Source organism: Actinobacillus ureae ATCC 25976, assembly GCF_000188255.1.
In the GTDB taxonomy this organism is placed as follows: domain Bacteria; phylum Pseudomonadota; class Gammaproteobacteria; order Enterobacterales; family Pasteurellaceae; genus Actinobacillus; species Actinobacillus ureae.
The window spans coordinates 282,746-299,150 of record NZ_GL831081.1; the positions used below are offsets into that span (position 1 = coordinate 282,746).

The following is a 16,405-nucleotide window of genomic DNA, read 5'->3' on the forward strand; positions in this document are numbered from 1 at the left end:
TGTTAGAGGTTAGTCCAACTTTTGGGGGGCAGATCAGATAGGATGGCTTTTTTGTATCGGTTATAGATAGCGATTATTAGCGGTCGGTTTTGTGCAGTTTAGTACAAAACCATTGAGTTTCACGCCTGTTCTCGCAAAATGCTGGAGTGTCGCTTCTAACTCTGGACGAGTCGTTTCGCCAAATTTGCCGACTAGGATCGCAGTGCCAGCATAGCTGGCCGATAATTGCTGCATCATTTGAACTCAATACCGGCGGTGTATCAATAATGACTAAGTCATAATGTGTATTTGCCCACGATAGAAGTTGTTGGAAACGTTCGCCGAGTAAATATTCAGAGAGATTTTCCGTGATTTTACCTTTTGAGATCATATCAAAATGCGCGTTAGCCGCAGGGTTGACGACAGATTCAAAGGGTAATGATTGAGTTAAGGCTTCACCAATACCATTTTTATTTTCGGTATCAAACATTTTGTCTAAATAGCTATAACGTGTATCGAAATCAATAAGTAAAACTTTTTTGCCTGATTTCGCCACGATATTGGCTAGGTTGGTTGAAAGGTATTGCCGGTGTCATATGAAGCACTTGAAACCATTAACACCTTATTTTTCGCCTCTTGCATAGCGAAGTGAATATCTGCTCGCAAGCCTCGTAACGCTTCAAGCGCTGCATCTGTCGGTACATTTTCCGATAATAATTTCGCATTATTTATATTTAAGCGCCCTTGCTTGAACTTATCAAATGAAAAGTTCGGCTGCTTTTTGCTATTCGGTATGCTGGTATAAGCGGTTAGCCCTAATTTTTTCGCCATAGCCGGTGATTGAATTGTACGGTTAAATAGCGCTTTAATTAACGAGATGATAAGTCCTAATATGAATCCTAAAAATCCGGATAGTAATGTTGAAACCGCTTTGCTTAATACGCTTGGATTCGGTAGCACTTGAGCCGCATCTAAAATACGAGCATTTTCGACCGCACCGGCTCTAACTACATCCAACTCCTGCAATTTATTAGAAAGCTGCATATAGATTTGCTGATCCACTCCAAGCTCACGGTTTAATCTCACCATATCTCGTTGGGTTGCCGGTAAATTTTCCATTTCCTTAGTGATTTTAGCTTTTTCATCATATAAGGTTTTTTTCTGGTTTAGCAAGGCAACGTAAGTCGGGTGGCGTTTAGTAAACTTCTGAGCAATCTCGCCTTCTTTAATGGTTAAGGCGTTTAAATCTGCATCAATACGTACCAAGCGGTCTAAATAAGACTTAGCTTCTAAATCTAAGTCGATAGAGCTATTGTCTTCTTTATACTTATTCAGACTGTTTTCCGCTTCGACTAATTTTTCTCTTACTTCCGGTAAGCGATTTTGCAGTAGCTCTAAGCTTTTAGAGGCTTCTGCCGCATTTTTATGCGCATTTTGTTGCACATAACTTTCGGAAACACTTTTTATGATATTTTTGATATCACGCTGGCTTTCACCTCGGATCGCAATTTCGATCACACCGGTTTGTTTACCTTTTTCATTAATGTGTAAACGTTGTTGCAATCTTTCAATTGCCGCCAGTTCTGCGATCTTTTTCAAACTAAAGCGTTGTCCTGCATTGCCGTGCAAGATAGACACTTTAAATTTAAGTTGATCGTTAGCGTAAGAACGATTAACCAATCCCTCTAAAATTAGCGTTTCGCCATCTTTGTGATAAAGGCTATATTCCCCCTTATTTGCTCCGACCTCGAGTACTAATTCTTCCAAGTTCTCATTTTCTGGCACAAATTCGGCAACCAAAATATCCGGCGTATAACCAGAAAGATTCTCAAGCCCTTTGCTGATAAAAGGAATTGAGCGTATCGGTTTTACTTCTGTTGTCAGATTGAGATCTTCCACGGTTTTTGCCAGCACCAAGCGAGATTTAATCACCTCGATTTCAGTATTTGGCGAAGACTCTTGGGTAAAACCGTCGGACAATTCTTTTAAAATATTACCCGACTTCTTTTCATCAACCTGCACAACCGCATTCGCAGTATAAACAGGTGTAGAAAGAATACTGTAACTTAAGCCTAATGCGGCACAAACAACGGTGCAGAATAGGAGCAGATACTTATTATCAAGTAATACATTGATGAATTGCATTAAATCGATCTCATCATTTTTAACGTCTTTATTATTCATTCCATTACCTTTTCGATTGAGGTTTGATTACCAATTCTTAATACGAAGCGTACCTTCGGTTAAATCGTTAAAGCCGGTAATTGTCGGTAATACTTGAGTGATCACACGGTTCCAGCGGGTAAGAGGTGCTGTTGTAACATAAACGACATCGTATGGTTTCAGGAAGAACTCGGTACCTAAAATATAAGAAGTCGGATTGGTTACGTCTAACTGGTAGATATTTGCCACTTTTTCAATTTGGTTGCCGTTATTATCTTCAACCACTTGTTTTGTACCTCGTTCTCCACGGATAAGGAAAATATCCGTTGCATCGGCAGCGAGCTTATCAATGCCGCCGCTAGCAGAAATCGCTTCAGTAAGGCTCATGCCATTACGTCCGATTTTTAATAACTGCGGCGCTTGTACCTCGCCGATAACAAATACTTTTTGTGCGTCATTACGCGGGATATGAATAATATCGTCGTCTGTGAGCAAGCGATTTTGCGTAAGATCGCCTTTCTGTAACAGAGCTTCTACTGATACAATTTCATCTTGTCCACGATGAGTAATTGTGACGTTATTCCAATCTGCATCGGTAGAAAGTCCGCCAGCCTTATTAATCGCATCAAGCAGTGTTAAAGGCACATTGCTGATAAATTGTTGCCCCGGATTTTTTACTTCTCCGGTGACGTAAGCTTTTTTAGATTGGAAAGAAGCTACCGTCACTTCCACTTGCGGCTCCATAATATAAGAGGCAAGGCGGCTAGTGATGCGATCTCGAATTTGGTTCACGGTTAAGCCCTTTACTTTAATTGTGCCGACATAAGGATAAAAAATTGTACCGTTAGCATAGACTTGGTTACCGCTATCCGCTGCCGAACGATAAGTTCCTGCCGGTGTGGTTAGCTCAGGGTGATCCCAAACGGTAACATTTAATACGTCACCGATCCCGACGTGATATTGATAAGCCTTGATTTGCTGATCCAATGTGGGATTGTTCTGTGCGCTGGCCTTGAAAGGTGCGAGTTCTTTCAATAATTGCGGGGTAATCAGATAAGCATCAACCGCTTTATCGACATCAAGACTTCACCCTTTACTTCTACATTTTTATAACGAATCGGAGAATAACTACTCGGAAAAAGAGAGCAACTCGCCAATGCTAAAGAAGCGGTAAGAATTGAGAGTTTTTTTACTAATCTATTCATAAATACAATACTCTTTGTAAAAAAGAGTCGAAAACAGACCGCTTAGCGGGCACCGAAACCGGTTAACATGGTTTGGATCGTCTTAAAGAAAATTAATACGTCAAGTGCAAAAGAGAAATGTCTAATATAGTAGAAGTCATGTTCAATTTTTACTTGCGTTTCATCTTTGGTTGCAGCATAGCCGTGCGTTACTTGCGCCCAGCCGGTAATACCCTGTTTTACGATATGACGATAGCTATAAAACGGAATATTTTGGTCGAATTGTTCCACAAATGCTTTTTGTCCCGGACGAGGGCCGATTAATGCCATATCACCCTTAAGTACATTGAAAAATTGCGGTAATTCATCAATACGTGTTTTACGAATAAATTTACCGACCCGAGTAACTCGCATATCACCAACGCTTGCCAATTTCGCACCGTCTTTCTCAGAGTCTTTACACATACTGCGGAATTTATAAATACTAAATTCTTCGCCTTTCTGACCAATACGTTTTTGAATAAATAGTACCGGTCCTTCGCTTTCTAATTTAATCAGAATAGCGGTAATCAGCATTACCGGTAAGACGATTGGAAAGCTAAGTAAAACCAATACCGAATCAATAAACTACTTGGTTCTTAAATAGGCTACTGAAGGTTGAAGTGAACCAAGGTCATTTTCATACATATGAGTAATTTTATTACGTCCGGTAAGTGATTCGCGGATCTAGCGCACGTTATAAGTATCAACACCTGCTAGAGTTTGTTTTGAGATAAAACGCTCCCACTCATCGGTTAATTTTGGTGAGTACAGGTCTGCAACAAGTGTTTGTATATTTGAAACGACTTGATTCGGCTCTTCGAGTTTTACCAAATTTACATTTGGGATTTGTTCAAGATTTTTGGCTTTACCTAACGGAATATAGTGAATAGTCGGATTTGGACCGCTATATTTCATTCGGTTTGACCAATAATCTAAACAAATCACTAATAGGATATGCCAAACAAAATAAGCAACAGAATAAGTTACTTGGAATAAAGTGATGACAACTAAACTAAAGCTATAGGTTACGATTACGCTTGGTAATAAAATGAGATTCTCATGTTTACCTGGGTAATTTGATAATTTATGTGAAAGTAATAAGTGGAATACATAGCACACTGCACCGATAAAAATACTGTGCGAAATAAAACCTTCCGGTAAATCGGCAAATATATTTAATATGAATGCAGGTAGAAAAATGGCAATTACGCCACAAATAATAAATCTCATCTTAGCTCTCCTCTAGAATAGAAATCAGTTTGTCGTTGACTTTGGCAATATCAAATTTTTGTTCGGCCATTTTGCGGCTCTCAATGCCCATATTGAGAATTTCCTGTTTGTTTTCAATGAAATAGCGCATAGCTTGTGCAAGCTCATTCACCGAATATACCGGTACCAGTAAACCGTTTTTATGATCTGCAACAGTTTCTCGGCATCCCGGTACATCTGTTGTAATAACAGCTCGACCGATTGCCATTGCCTCTTGAGTACTTCTTGGCACGCCTTCTCGATAGGATGGCAATACGAATATCGAATTGTTAGCAATCACTTTCGGGACGTTATCTACATAACCAAGATATTCGATAACACCGTGTTTGATATAATCGTCCAATGCATCTTTTGATATTGCAAAAGGGTTACCTTCATCAAAGCCACCAATAATAGTGAAGCGTGTAGTTGGATATTCCGCTTTGATTTTTTTTGCCGCTTCAAGATATTCAAAAATTCCTTTTTCTTTTAATAGGCGAGAGATAAATAAGAAAGACACTTCTTTTGTGATATCTACTTCTTGATAACCAAATCGTTCCAGATCCATTCCCTCCTAGAATGGCGGTAGATTTTGTCGAAATACGGTAAGTATCGATTAAATCTTTTTTATCATCCGGATTTAAGAAAATAAGTTTATCCAAGAAGGGGAGAGAAATTTTATAAAGCAAGACTTGGATTGCTTGCACAATCTTCGCTTTTCGTGTTTTTCCTTCTTTATAAGGTGTAAACGCATTACCTAAGCCTTCAATCATACCGATCACTTTAGGTACTTGAGCAAGTTTTGCAGCTAAAGAACCAAAAATAACCGGTTTGATAAAGGTGCTGAAGACGATATCAGGTTGAAGCTGTTTTAATTCTTTCATAAGTAGATAAACCGCTTTTAAATCTTTAACTGGGTTCATGCCTTTTGGATTAATAAAATGCGCTTTAGGAATTGCTCCCCAACCGCTGACTTCTTTTTGTTCCTTTTCCGTATAGCCATAGGCATAACAGTAAACTTTATAGCCTCTACTCACTAATTCAATGACTAATTCTTTACGGAAATTAGTAATCATGGAGGCAACATTGCCGATAAGTACGATCTTTTTCATAATAAGCTACATAAATAGAACATTTCTGTAATCGAAACAGCATAAAGCATAAGGCGAATAATTTATCCAAATGAAAAACAGCATGGTATTTTCAATAATTAGAGCAATTAAAAATAATGCTTTTAATTCAAAGGATTTTAAATATTCAAAAAATCTTCCGAAGACAGCGATGTCGAAAATAAAAAAATAAAGATTAAAACGGTCAGCAATGGTTGAATAAACAAAGCTAACGGGTAAAAATATTAGAATTAAAATACATATTAAATCTAATAAACGATAGGTATTTGGGTAGCTTTCCACAAAAATATGTCGTTGCCATAAATAAACGACAATAGGTAATAAGTGGAGTGCTATCCTAAATACCGCACCTGCTGAGGATAATTCACCAGAGGTATATGCACTTTCTCCTTGTGAAATCATATAAATGATATAAAACGAGAAAAGAATGACGAATAAAGAATATAAATAAAACATTTTATTCTTATAAAATTCCGAGTTAATTAATGGTAAAAATGCGAGAAAAATAATTGCGGATTTATGAAATAAATAGGCAAGGGCAATCCATACGAAAAATTTCCATTTCTTCGGATTTGGTGCAAATAAGGTTGAAAATGCATAACATACTAGACCTATTGCGGCAGATTGACGGTATACCTCATACCTACGGCAATAATGGTATAAGAGAATGCAATCAGAAATGCTAGGAACAGATGCTTGAATTGGCGTGATAATTGATAAAATCCTATTATCAAACAGAACGCACAAACAAAGTTAACAAATGAAATCGAATAATTTAATTGATGGGCTAACCAGTTAAAAAATCCATATCCATATTCTGATAAACCGGCGACTTCAAAACGACCGCCAATAAAAATAAAGATAAATGCGGAGAAAATTAATAAGAAAATTTCTCCACCTTTATTTTTAGGAAGGTTTATGAGGTTCATGACAACAATAGTTGCCAAAATATACCAATAAACATAAATACTTATTATTTACTTTCTAAAATGTTGGTCAAAAATTCTGTAAAATGACAATTGTCTAGAATTGCTTCCCAAGAATACATAGACATATCTATGCGATGATATTTATCGAGTGATAAATCACATTGCTTAGCATTTATGTTTTCAAGCCAAATTGGTTCGTAGCCAATTTTTTTACAAAATTCTTCAACCCAGTAATAACGATTTGAAATCAAGCGTAATCCTGACGCTAAATATTCCAATGTTTTTGTGCTAGTTTGAATATTAAACGGATACACATCAGGTGTGTAATTTAATCCAAAACGTGCATTAGCATAAATTTGCGGCAAGTCAGTTCGGTTGACTTTACCGGTCATATTGATACCTGAGGTTTTTAAAATCGCATAGGTTTCATTATCAACTTCACCAACCACTACCACTTTGTAGTATTTGGCAAGATTTACCAGACTTTGTATTAAGCCTGTTCTTCCAATAATTGATCCGGCGTAAACCACATCATATTCGGGATGCGGATTTGGACTCTGAAATAAGGCGGAATCAATCCCCATATCCCGATATATGTAAGGAAGGTTATCGCAGAAACCGAACTCTTTTTTTACAATTTCATTAAGAAATATGCGCCCTTGGGGCTTTGTATTAGCACGTTTTTTAATGAAATTTTTTATGCTGGAATATTTAGGCATAGAAAGGCTTTGATATTCATGCACTTCTAATACCGATTGTGGCGCATATCGTTTCCAAAAAGGGCGCATTCCCAAGAAATAGATATTAATATCATTATCGGGAGCTAAGTTTTCTTCGTAATCTAACTGAACTAAATGATTGCGTTTAGTTAAATATTCTTTATAAGCGAAGGCCTCTGGGGTATAGGCCTGCCTTTTTAACGTAATGCCGATTTTCAATGGTTATTACCACCTAAATAATGCCAAGCTTAGTATTTTCTCTTCGATAATAATTCCACACTAAGGCTTTAATCATATTAACGCCTAGTGCAGTGGAAATTGCTGCACCGATAATGCCGTATAGATGAGCTAAGAATACGCATAAGAGAGCGCTAATACAGAAAACAACGGCTTGATATTTCAATAATATCTTTTTATTTTCCATATAGCTGGCGAGTGTCATTCCAAATCCCCATATTTGAGAAAGTGATACTCCCAGCATTAAAATCAGTAATGAAACATATCCTTCGTATGTATTTTCAACACCGTAAAGATAAAACAAGAAATCACCAATCACCGCACTTACTGCGACAATTGAGAAACTAAATAAGCATAAGAAAATCGTGTATTTTTTAGTGTAGCTATAAAGTTTCGTATATTCCTGTTGTTTATATAAATTGACGATATTTGGTGTTACTACCGCCATTACCGAGGCGGAAAAGTAAGAAATTAACGCCATAAAACGGTAACAAATGACATAGATCCCCACGGCTTTATCATCAACAAAGTAAGACAAAATAATACGGTCAAATTGTGCATTCAGTAGCACGAAAAGTGCCGATAATGTAGGAATTGCACCGTATTGCAACAAATCTTTATAGTGATAAGCGGTCGATTTCGTGTCATTTTTTACATATTTTTTCGTTAAGCACGCAGCAAATAAAAAGAGTACGAAAGTGGCATAAAAATATAACCAGAAGAAATTTACGTCTTCTATAAAATAGCTAAATACCAAGATAAAAATTAGTGGTAACAAATAACGTAACCCGTCATCAATCGAAGTATTGGGATACTGCATCTGGTTTACGATAAAAATCGAGGATTTACAGTAGAAAAAAGAGTAGAACAGCACTACAAATCCTATATACCAAAGCCCGAATTCAAACTGAAACAGCCAAACGGAAAAGGCGGTAATCAAGCATGAAGTTAATGTTCAAAAACCGAGGAATTTCGGGCTAATGGTTCGTTGGTTAAACTCAATAATGTGAACATAATTCCCCCAGTTGGCAATTAATGAAAGGATCAAAATATAGGTGGTTACTAACCCATATTGACCTAACACATCCATCCCGAAATATCGGGATATTGCCATACCTAGCAGTAATGATGATCCCGCACCAATCGCTTTTAGTAAAAGGAGGAAAAATACTTTTTTTCATTCTTATTCAATAAATGTCACGTTATTAGAGTGGGACATACTTTGTTCATATACGCCCTTGCATTTATAGTATCCATTGTTATAAATGCTTAATTTTTTATTTAGCAGATAAGCACCGACTGCTACATGTAATCTATCGGTTTTAACTTCTTCGTATAAATCAATGAGTTTTAAAAATTGTTTAGCGCTATAGAGTGAAGCTTGATAATTGTCAGTTCCAAAACTAGCAACAAGTGATAAGTCATTAGCCAAGCTTCTTTTTACATTTAAATTTTGATTACTCTCTTTATCGGTGCGCATAGCATTAATTTGAGAGGTAAATAGTAAACGTAAGCGGTGGAAATTGATCAATATTTTACGAATAATATTTTTACTCGTTAATTTAATTTTAAAATGAGGGTTGCTTGTCAAAATTTTCATTGAATTTATAACTATATTTTTCTCGACAAAAGATAATGCTATCTTCCGGTAAATTTGAAATTAATTCATCAATGCCACGAATAGAATGCGGTAAAATAATTAACTTTAGGTTTAAGTTGATTAATGCTTTTAAAAAATTTGGAGTTGAATTCCATTCAGGAACTAAACAACCACCACCGCCAATTAATACAATGTCGTTATCTTTTAATTGACTGATTTTGTCCTGAGAGATTAAAGAAAACTTCAGGTTAAATTGTTGTGCTAAAGTATAAAAGCCCATATATATCAGCGCATCACCTGCATTCCCTCCATTAGGATAGTAAAAAATGTTTCCTTGTTGAGATTCAGATAATGCTTTAAAAATAGTATGTAAATTAGACATAAAGACCCCTGTAATATTTATTAATTAGTAGATTTACTCGCTAGTTGTATTAAAAACTACAAATGTATTTTTTTATCTTCTGTTGAGTATTCTTTTGGTGTAAAAGCCATTATTTATAGGCTGTTTATCTAAATTGGGGTAAATGTTATTCGTCTGTTTTAGCGAAATATACAAATATACTGCTGAGTTTTATGTGGCAGTAATTTTTTAAAATCTGTTAACTTGTGTAATGTATTATAGCGAATAAATATAGTTAAATTTATTATAGAGTGATATTTATATGATAATCAATAGCGGTAGAGGTCTAACATGTCATATAAAATATAAATAGTGGTCTTATATGTTGTTAATATGGAACTTTTTTAAAATTTCATAATACAAAATATTATTTCTTTAAATAACAAGTGAAAAGCCGGACGTAAACCTATGTGAAGCTTGTTCACTGTTATCTTAAAACGAGTATAATAGAAAACTATTGATACTTAACTGAGGGGGCTATATGGCTATTTTAGTGACTGGTGGTGCGGGTTATATCGGTTCGCATACGCTCGTTGAATTATTAAATGCAAATCGTGAAATTGTCGTGTTAGATAATTTATCTAATTCCAGCGAAGTTTCTTTGGAACGTGTAAAACAGATCACAGGAAAAACGGTAACTTTTTATCAAGGCGATATTTTAGACCGTGATATTTTACGTAAAATTTTTGCAGAAAATAAAATTGAATCTGTTATCCACTTTGCAGGTTTAAAAGCGGTAGGTGAAAGTGTGCGTGAGCCACTACGTTACTATCAAAATAATGTAACGGGGTCTATCGTTTTAGTCGAAGAAATGTTAGCGGCAGGTGTGAATACGATTGTATTCAGTTCATCTGCAACAGTTTACGGTGATCCGCAAATTATTCCGATCGTAGAATCTTGTCCGGTTGGTGGTACGACAAATCCATACGGCACATCAAAATATATGGTTGAGCGAGTATTGGAAGATACAGTAAAAGCGTTCCCACAATTAAGTGCGGTAGTGTTACGTTATTTCAATCCGGTAGGGGCGCATGAAAGTGGTTTAATCGGTGAAGATCCGAACGGTATCCCAAATAACTTATTGCCTTATATTAGCCAAGTTGCAGTCGGTAAATTAAAAGAACTTTCAGTATTCGGTAGCGATTATGAAACACACGATGGCACTGGTATACGTGACTATATCCACGTGGTAGACCTAGCGTTAGGACATTTAAAAGCGTTGAATAAACACCAAGGCGATGCCGGTTTCCATGTTTATAATTTAGGTACAGGAACGGGTTATTCTGTGCTGGATATGGTAAAAGCGTTTGAAACGGCAAATGACATCAAAGTACCTTATAAATTAGTTGATCGCCGTCCAGGGGATATTGCGGTTTGCTATTCTGAACCGTCTAAAGCGTTAAAAGAATTAGGTTGGAAAACCGAACGTGGTTTAGAGCAAATGATGAAAGATACTTGGAATTGGCAAAAAAATAACCCGAATGGTTATAAAGGCTAATTATTTTTAGGAATATGAAGGCACAAGCGTTTACGTTTGTGCCTTTTTTATCTTTGAGGTTTTCTGTTATGATGCCTGATAATTAAGCTAACACAAGTTGGCGAATTCTCATCTATTTGTAAAAGAAAAGGAAAAAATGACCGCTTCTCATTCAGCCCCTCAGACCTCAATTTGGCGACAAATTTTTACCAAAAATATGTTGCTTTGTATTTATACCGGTTTTTGTTCTGGCTTACCTTTATTTGTCCTTATCCAATTAATGCCGGCTTGGTTTACCTCAGCAAATCTTGATATTAAAACCATCGCCGCCTTTACTTTAACCTCATTGCCCTATACGTGGAAATTCTTGTGGGCAGCATTATTGGATCGCTATTTTCCACCGTTTTTAGGTCGCCGCCGCAGTTGGATTTTTCTTTCTCAATTAGGCTTATTGGCAATTCTAGCCAGTTTTGGCTTTTTTGATCCGGTAGCGGATATCGGTATTATTACCGTGCTTTCAGTAATTTTAGCCTTTCTGTCTGCCACTCAAGATATTGTGGTGGACGCTTACCGTCGAGAAATTTTATCGGACAATGAATTGGGCTTAGGCAATTCCATTCATGTGAACGCTTATCGTATCGCCGGTCTAATACCGGGCGGTTTATCGCTTTTCTTGGCGGATCATTATCCATGGCAAACGGTATTTCTTATTACCGCCGCCTTTATGTTGCCTTGCCTATTGGTAACGCTCTTTGCAGATGAGCCGCAAAGTAAACCGATTGACCGTAGTAAACCGTTTTATACGGCGTTTGTCGATCCGTTCAAAGAGTTTTTCACCCGTAAAGGCGTGGCAGGAGCGATTGGGCTGATTCTATTTATTTTCCTATATAAATTAGGCGATTCCCTTGCAACTACGCTACAAACCAAATTTATTTTGGATATGGGTTTTACTAAATCGCACATTGCCGGCATTGTGAAAATAACTTCACTTTGGTGCAGCATTGGCGGCGGTATTATTGGTGGCGTGGCAATGTTGAAATTGGGCGTTAACCGAGCCTTATGGCTGTTCGGATTTGTACAATTAATTACTATTTTAGGCTTCGCTTACCTTGCCAGTTTTGAGCATTTCCCTACCGAAAGCATTGGAGCTGCCGAGCTTTGGAAATTAGGCTTAGTGATGGCAGGTGAATATCTGGGCGTGGGTTTAGGCACAGCGGCTTTCGTTGCCTTTATGGCTCGTGAAACTAATCCCGCTTACACTGCAATGCAGCTCGCCATTTTCACCAGCCTTGCTGCCCTACCAAGCAAAATGTTAGGGGCATACACAGGGCATTTAGTGGAAATGATGGGCTATTACCAATTCTTCTGGCTCTGTTTCTTTATTGGTATTCCGGGAATGCTAATGTTGTTTAAGGTTGCTCCTTGGGGACAAGCTGAATAGCTATTCATAAAAATAAGATTTTTTATTAAATATCCGACCACTTATAACCGATTGAATTACCTAGTAATTTAGTCGGTTATTTTTTATTTATCCTAAAATTTACCCTCACCTAAAACTAAATGATATTGACTTTTATTTATAATAAAAATATGTTTAGCATCGTTTTCATAATAGATTTTTATCTACTCATTTTCATTTTGATTGATTTGGTGGGGTAATCCCACCTTTTTATGCTCTTAAAACACAACACTATGATTCAAATAAATTCCATTAGCTACTCTGTTGAACAAAACCGTAAACTGCTAAGCAATATTTCCCTCAATTTAAGCAAGGGGCGTTTATATGGCGTAATAGGCCATAACGGCTCGGGTAAATCAACGTTAATGCGTTTACTAAGCGGAGATATAACGCCTACCAGCGGTTCAATTTTAGTCGATGGATTACCACTTCATCAGCTTTCTACCAAAGCAGCGGCAAAACATATTGCCTATTTACCACAACGTTTACCTGAAGCGGCAGATTTCTTAGTGCAGGAACTGGTTGCTTTAGGGCGATTTCCATATCAAAAATGGCTACAAAAACCAACAGAATTTGATGTTCAAATTGTTGAGCAAGCAATGGAAAGCACCTCCGTTACTCAGTTTGCTAAACAGCCTGTAAATAGTCTATCAGGCGGAGAAAAACAACGAGTTTGGCTTGCTATGTGCTTAGCCCAACAAACACCCTATTTACTGCTAGATGAGCCATTGGCTGCCCTTGATATTGTTTATCAAGTTGAAGTAATGCAGCTTATTCGCAAGCTAGTGAATGAACAAGGTCTAACTGTCATTATCATTATTCACGATATTAATCTTGCCTCCCAATTTTGTGATGAAATTATTGCGTTAAAGCAAGGCGAACTCTGTATTCAAGGTTCTGTTGATGAAATTATGCAAGAACAGAAATTACTTGAGATCTTCGGGCTAAAACTGCACTTGTTTAACCACCCTGCAGGCTTACATAAAGTGGCGGTATTATGATGTTTAGGCAATACAAGCGGTTCATTTTTCTCTTTATTTTGCAAATTTCTACCGCATTTGCTCAACCTAATATTTTTACACCAGATTGGTCTATTGCCTCTGCCCTTACTGAAATGGGAAATCCGCCCATTGCGATGGGGGATAAGCGAATTTATCCGCTATGGTCGCACCGCCCTATTCAGCCTAATAGCGTGTTAGATATTGGAGCGCGTTATCAGCCTAATCGCGAATTATTAGCACAGCTTCCTGTTGAATTGGTGCTATCAAACTTTTTCTACGCTCACTTGGCTTCTGTTTACCCGAAAGAAATTCCACAAATAGACGTGCTATTTGATGGTGGCAATACTGAACCTCAGCAACATTGGCATACTTACCAAAAAGCCACTCGTATGATTGGAACAGAGATTAAAAACCCTAATGCGGCAGAAGCATATTTAACGAAAACTGAACAAACATTGGCTCAATGGGGGAAAGAAATCCTTAACAGTAATCCAGATATTGATTACTACTCTGTTGTTCAATTTGGCTCTCCGAGAGAGTTACGCATATATGCGTCTAATTCAATGTTCCGTGTAGCCTTTGATTTGATGGGCTTAAAACAAGCTGATTTAGGTGTGGGAGATCGCTGGGGAAATAAACTTATTCCTGTGAGTGATTTAGCTAAATTACCCGAACGCACCTGTTTAATTGTCATCTCACCTTTTTCTAAAATGACGCAAGCAGATTTAGAAAATAGCTACATTTGGCAACGTTTAGGATTTGGTAAAAACCGTTGTATGAAAGTATTACCGCCTGTTTGGCTCTTTGGTGGGGCTGATTCCATCTCGCACTTTGCTGAGTTTTTACACAATGCAATGACACAAGGAGAAAAAGAGTAATGAAATCATCATTCTTATTGATTGGCTGTATTCTTTTATCCTTAGTAACAGCTGTTATCCGTTTAAATATGGTCTGGGAGTGGGAGTGGCAGTTACTACTCATAAATGTTGATTTATTGCCGATTAATCAAGCTGCGGTAAAAGCAGCTCTTTTACCTGAAATGACAACGTCATTTTTAGCAGGCGGTTTATTGGCTATAGCCAGCAGTGGCTTACAACATATTGTCAGAAATAATTTAGCGTCAGATAGCACACTTGCCGTCAGTAGCGGGGCTCAACTTGCATTGATGATTGCGGTTATCTTTTTCCCAGCCGCCGAGCTTTTTTCTAGTTTCTGGATTGCGTTACTTGGCTCTTTAGCTGCTATCATACTGGTTTTATTTATTGCTAAAGCCTCTAAGCTCAATCCCCTTACCCTTATTTTAGGGGGATTGATTGTTAATATTTTGTTTGGAGCTATTGCCTCTTTACTGACCCTTTTCTACTTTGATTTTTTATTTGGCGTGATGGTTTGGGGAAGTGGCTCACTTTTACAAGATGGTTGGGCAACTTCTATTACCTTAGCGATAACGGTAGTAGTTGCATTTTTTATCTTTGTCTTACTCTCTCGTCCACTCACAATTTTAAGTTTAGATGATGAACAAGCTCGCCGCTTAGGCGCGCCTGTTAATTTACTACGCTACTTAGTTATTTTTGTTTGTGCCGCCATTACAGCATTGGTTGTAAGCAAAATAGGTGTGATTGGCTTTATTGGATTTGCAGGTGCAAGTTTGGCTCATTTTGCCAAAATACGACATTTATTACTTCGCCTCTTGATTGCTTTTCTAGCGGGCGGATTTTTACTCTTTTTTACCAATAATCTCATCGGCATTGTTAGCAGAATTTACGACACTCTACTACCTGTTGGTGCATTTACCGCAACACTAGGCGCACCATTATTAATTTTCTTGGTATTACGCCAACGTAAAGCACAATTTGAAGCAAGCAATACAGCATACTTCCCCGTTAAACGCCTCAATTCGTGGAAACTGCCAATATTGTTGTTATGCGCTGGAGTTATCCTATTTTGTCTATTACAAATCATTGCTCCAACAATGAATGGCTGGGCTATTAGCATTGATGAAAACCTGATGAGTTCCTACCGCTTGCCTCGTAGTCTAAGTGCGATAGCAACAGGGGCAATGCTTGCGGTAAGTGGTAGCCTATTACAAATCTTAACGAGAAACCCAATGGCAAGCCCTGAAGTATTAGGTGTGAGTTCAGGGGCAACTATTGCTGCAATACTGTCATTCTTACTTTTCCCAACATTATCTAGCATTGGCTTCTTGTTATTTGGTGTATTAGGGAGTTTGACTGTTCTCGCTCTTATTATGTGGCTCTCTCGTAAATTACAACCATCAGCGTTAATGATTACAGGTGTTGCTATTGGAGCTTTAGTCAGTGGCTTAATGGCTATTATTCAACTAAGCGGCAGCCCTCGTTTAACGGCAGTTATTAGTTGGCTGTCTGGCTCAACCTATTACGCTAATCCGAATACAGTTTGGATTTTATTATCTGTTGCAATCCTACTTATCAGTGCCACTTTACTGTTTATCAAACCTTTACGTTTGATCTCACTTGGCGAGACCGTTTCTTACCATTTAGGGTTAGAGGTTAAAAAAGTACAAATGATTGTATTACTTTTAATTGCCCTAATGAGTGCCGCCTCTACACTTGCGGTAGGGCCAATGAGCTTCATTGGGCTAATGACCCCTCATTTAGCTAAAAATTTAGGTGCAATTACACCGGAGAAACAGATCCCTATATCGGCATTATTAGGGGCAATGCTAATGCTCATTGCCGATTGGCTCGGGCGTTATCTAATTTTCCCTTATGAGATTGGGGCAGGCATTATTGCCTCTATTCTCGGGGGTATCTATTTCTTACTGTTACTCAAACAACATAAATAATTTTTTATTC

At 37.5% G+C, this 16,405-nt stretch carries 18 protein-coding genes and 1 pseudogene; 5 read left to right on the forward strand and 14 right to left on the reverse strand.

Annotated features, from left to right (window positions below):
* Positions 1–76: 76 nt before the first annotated feature.
* The 14 genes and pseudogenes from HMPREF0027_RS12740 to HMPREF0027_RS12770 form a co-directional block, all read right to left on the reverse strand.
* Entirely contained in the window at positions 77–535 is a 459-nt protein-coding gene (locus HMPREF0027_RS12740; protein ID WP_005624502.1) for a tyrosine-protein kinase family protein, read from the reverse strand.
* Positions 536–543: 8 nt separating this feature from the next.
* Positions 544–2,163, reverse strand: a complete 1,620-nt coding sequence (locus HMPREF0027_RS09160; protein ID WP_005624504.1) for a Wzz/FepE/Etk N-terminal domain-containing protein — start codon at positions 2,161–2,163, stop codon at positions 544–546.
* Between the two features lie 27 nt (positions 2,164–2,190).
* A pseudogene (locus HMPREF0027_RS09165) lies at positions 2,191–3,347 on the reverse strand (polysaccharide export protein).
* A gap of 42 nt (positions 3,348–3,389) precedes the next feature.
* Positions 3,390–3,938, reverse strand: coding sequence for a sugar transferase (locus tag HMPREF0027_RS12745; protein WP_005624510.1), 549 nt, complete (start codon positions 3,936–3,938; stop codon positions 3,390–3,392).
* A gap of 114 nt (positions 3,939–4,052) precedes the next feature.
* A complete protein-coding gene (locus HMPREF0027_RS12750; RefSeq protein ID WP_005624512.1) occupies positions 4,053–4,598 on the reverse strand; it encodes a hypothetical protein in 546 nt (181 codons plus the stop codon).
* A gap of 1 nt (position 4,599) precedes the next feature.
* The gene (locus HMPREF0027_RS12240; protein WP_208853669.1) at positions 4,600–5,136 is read right to left on the reverse strand and encodes a glycosyltransferase; all 537 of its coding nucleotides are present in this window, start codon (positions 5,134–5,136) and stop codon (positions 4,600–4,602) included.
* A complete protein-coding gene (locus HMPREF0027_RS12245) occupies positions 5,087–5,728 on the reverse strand; it encodes a glycosyltransferase (protein ID WP_005624517.1) in 642 nt (213 codons plus the stop codon). The genes HMPREF0027_RS12240 and HMPREF0027_RS12245 overlap by 50 nt, the downstream gene beginning before the upstream one ends.
* A gap of 6 nt (positions 5,729–5,734) precedes the next feature.
* Entirely contained in the window at positions 5,735–6,469 is a 735-nt protein-coding gene (locus HMPREF0027_RS11810; protein ID WP_244261875.1) for an EpsG family protein, read from the reverse strand.
* Positions 6,358–6,693, reverse strand: a complete 336-nt coding sequence (locus HMPREF0027_RS12755; RefSeq protein ID WP_044024498.1) for a hypothetical protein — start codon at positions 6,691–6,693, stop codon at positions 6,358–6,360. The genes HMPREF0027_RS11810 and HMPREF0027_RS12755 overlap by 112 nt, the downstream gene beginning before the upstream one ends.
* 26 nt (positions 6,694–6,719) lie before the next feature.
* A complete protein-coding gene (locus HMPREF0027_RS09195) occupies positions 6,720–7,613 on the reverse strand; it encodes a glycosyltransferase family protein (RefSeq protein ID WP_005624522.1) in 894 nt (297 codons plus the stop codon).
* A gap of 13 nt (positions 7,614–7,626) precedes the next feature.
* Positions 7,627–8,571 carry an oligosaccharide flippase family protein gene (locus tag HMPREF0027_RS09200; protein WP_276324241.1) on the reverse strand — a complete coding sequence of 315 codons (945 nt, stop codon included), beginning with the start codon at positions 8,569–8,571 and terminating at the stop codon, positions 7,627–7,629.
* Positions 8,572–8,586: 15 nt separating this feature from the next.
* Positions 8,587–8,745, reverse strand: coding sequence for a hypothetical protein (locus tag HMPREF0027_RS12760; protein WP_244261864.1), 159 nt, complete (start codon positions 8,743–8,745; stop codon positions 8,587–8,589).
* A gap of 69 nt (positions 8,746–8,814) precedes the next feature.
* Positions 8,815–9,231, reverse strand: coding sequence for a hypothetical protein (locus tag HMPREF0027_RS12765; protein ID WP_005624530.1), 417 nt, complete (start codon positions 9,229–9,231; stop codon positions 8,815–8,817).
* On the reverse strand, positions 9,200–9,613 hold the full coding sequence (locus HMPREF0027_RS12770; protein ID WP_005624533.1) for a polysaccharide pyruvyl transferase family protein: 414 nt from the start codon (positions 9,611–9,613) through the stop codon (positions 9,200–9,202). The genes HMPREF0027_RS12765 and HMPREF0027_RS12770 overlap by 32 nt, the downstream gene beginning before the upstream one ends.
* A gap of 499 nt (positions 9,614–10,112) precedes the next feature.
* On the opposite strand from HMPREF0027_RS12770, the gene galE reads away from it, so the two are divergent.
* From galE to fhuB, 5 genes are all read left to right on the forward strand, one after another.
* Positions 10,113–11,129: a UDP-glucose 4-epimerase GalE gene (gene galE, locus HMPREF0027_RS09210; protein ID WP_005624536.1), complete on the forward strand. Its 1,017-nt coding sequence runs from the start codon at positions 10,113–10,115 to the stop codon at positions 11,127–11,129.
* 136 nt (positions 11,130–11,265) lie between these two features.
* The gene (locus HMPREF0027_RS09215; protein WP_044024499.1) at positions 11,266–12,549 is read left to right on the forward strand and encodes an AmpG family muropeptide MFS transporter; all 1,284 of its coding nucleotides are present in this window, start codon (positions 11,266–11,268) and stop codon (positions 12,547–12,549) included.
* A 251-nt stretch (positions 12,550–12,800) separates the two neighbouring features.
* Positions 12,801–13,568 carry an ABC transporter ATP-binding protein gene (locus tag HMPREF0027_RS09220; RefSeq protein ID WP_244261865.1) on the forward strand — a complete coding sequence of 256 codons (768 nt, stop codon included), beginning with the start codon at positions 12,801–12,803 and terminating at the stop codon, positions 13,566–13,568.
* Positions 13,565–14,446 (forward strand): ABC transporter substrate-binding protein, encoded by an 882-nt coding sequence (locus HMPREF0027_RS09225; RefSeq protein ID WP_005624547.1) that lies wholly within the window; start codon positions 13,565–13,567, stop codon positions 14,444–14,446. Before HMPREF0027_RS09220 ends, HMPREF0027_RS09225 begins: the two co-directional genes overlap by 4 nt.
* Positions 14,446–16,395 (forward strand): Fe(3+)-hydroxamate ABC transporter permease FhuB, encoded by a 1,950-nt coding sequence (fhuB, locus tag HMPREF0027_RS09230; RefSeq protein WP_005624548.1) that lies wholly within the window; start codon positions 14,446–14,448, stop codon positions 16,393–16,395. Before HMPREF0027_RS09225 ends, fhuB begins: the two co-directional genes overlap by 1 nt.
* The last annotated feature ends 10 nt before the right edge of the window (positions 16,396–16,405 follow it).